The organism is Nguyenibacter vanlangensis, from assembly GCF_013376155.1.
Classification (GTDB): Bacteria; Pseudomonadota; Alphaproteobacteria; order Acetobacterales; family Acetobacteraceae; genus Gluconacetobacter; species Gluconacetobacter vanlangensis.
In genome coordinates, this window is sequence record NZ_JABXXP010000559.1 from 1 (window position 1) to 1886 (window position 1886).

The following is a 1886-nucleotide window of genomic DNA, read 5'->3' on the forward strand; positions in this document are numbered from 1 at the left end:
CGCCGCGCGCGACGTAGAGCTGCGCGGGGGCGGCGGTGAGGCGTCGCCAGCTTCCGGCGGGCTTGACGGCGGCGATGCGGCCGTGGGCGATCCAGATCTCGCGGTCGGACAGGATCCGGTCGGAATAGGTCGACAGGATGCGCGCGCCGGTGATGACCAGATCGGGCGCCCTGCCGCCACCGGCGGTCGCGGCCAGGTCGCGGGTGACGGCGTGCAGCGGGGGAACGGTCAGGCGGGTGATCGGCATATCGTTGCTCATGCGGAATCGTAAGCATATTCGCGCGGCGCGGACCAGGGCGCGATCTTGAGATGGCTTGGGAATGGTTTGGGAACGATCCTGGGATGCCCGGGGGATATCGGCGGCCGGCGAATCCATGGCGAACCCATATTATGGGCGATGCACCATATCGTGACGTGCGGTGGAACGAATTGCTGTTGCCGGACTGTGGGAGCGGCCCGTACATCTGGAGCCACGCCAGATGCGGGACCGATGCCGAGATCCGATACAGGACTCCGGCGCAAGAATAAAGAATAACGAAAAGCCTGGCGGCAGGAGAACAAGACGTGCTGACACAAGGCACCGCCATACCGTCCGCGCTGGACGCGGATGAGACGCTTGCGAGTCCCGTGCGATTGCTGATGCCGTACTGGCGGGTGACGATCGCGGCATTTCTGGGCTGGTTTCTGGATGCGTTCGACCAGGTGGCCCTGCTGCTGTGCCTGCCGGACATGGGGCGCAGCCTGAATGCCGGCCTGACGGCGATGGGGCTGATCATCACCGCCCAGAGCGTCGGGCGGATTCTCGGCAATACCGGCTGGGGCTGGCTGGCCGACCGCTATGGCCGCAAGCTGACCTTCATGATCGGGGTGATCTGGTTCGCGGTGTTTTCCGGCATGACGGCGCTGGCCTGGAGCTATGCCGCGATGGTGGTGGTGCAGTTCCTGTTCGGCATCGGTTTCGGCGGCGAATGGACCGCGTCGGCCGCGCTGCTGATGGAAAGCGTGCCGCCGCGCGCGCGGTCGCTGGCATCGTCCATCATGATGGCGGGATATGAGTGCGGGTTCTTCGCCGCGGCCGCGGCACAGGCGGTCATCCTGCCGCGCTGGGGATGGCGGGGGCTGTTCCTGATCGGGATCGCGCCGGCGCTGCTGGCGATCTTCATCCGCCGCAACGTGGCGGAGAGCCCGGTCTGGCTGAAATTGCAGGCCGCGCGGGCATCTTCCCCGACACGGCACGCCGCGCCGCGGCGCTGGATGTTCCGGCTGGACGGCGCGGCGGTGCAGGCGCTGCTGTTCATGGCGGTGCTGCAGTTCCAGAATGCCGCGCTGTACAGTTTCTATCCGACCTTGCTGCGGACGGTGCGCCACCTGACGCCGGGGCAGGTCTTTCCGCTGATCGCGGCCTATTGCGTGGGGTCGTTGCTGGGCAAGCCGCTGTGCGGCGCGCTGGCCGGCCGGCTGGGCGAACGCGTGGTGTTCGGTGCCTATTTCATCGTGACGATGCTGGTGATCGTGCCGTTCGTCACCGCGCGCACCATGGAGGCGATGCTGGCGAGCGCGTTCGTGGTCGGGGCGTTCGGCAACAGCGTGTTCGCGCTGGTGCCGCATTACCTGTCGCAGCGTTTCGCGTCCGACAGCCGGTCGCTGGGCATGGGCACGAGCTATGCCGTCGCGGCGCTGGGCCAGGGGCTGGCGGGATTCTGGATTCCGTGGTTCAGCGCCACGCATGGCCTGGTCCAGGCCATCGAGAGCAGCGTACTGGTGGGTACCGTGCTGGTGGCCGGGGTGGTGGCCTATCGCCCCCGCCATCTGCCGGGCGCGCGCATGGACGGCGAGTTGGAACGATGACGGGCGGCGATGCGGGGGCGTTCGCGGCGCTGGTGCCG

The 1886-nt window shown here is 67.7% G+C and carries 2 protein-coding genes; one reads left to right on the forward strand and one right to left on the reverse strand.

Annotated features, from left to right (window positions below; all coding sequences use genetic code 11):
* Positions 1-259: hypothetical protein (locus tag HUK84_RS16620; RefSeq protein WP_218064428.1), on the reverse strand; the 259-nt coding region annotated here is incomplete at its 3' end.
* Between the two features lie 305 nt (positions 260-564).
* Here HUK84_RS16620 and HUK84_RS16625 point away from each other — a divergent pair.
* Entirely contained in the window at positions 565-1848 is a 1284-nt protein-coding gene (locus HUK84_RS16625) for an MFS transporter (RefSeq protein WP_317135303.1), read from the forward strand.
* The last annotated feature ends 38 nt before the right edge of the window (positions 1849-1886 follow it).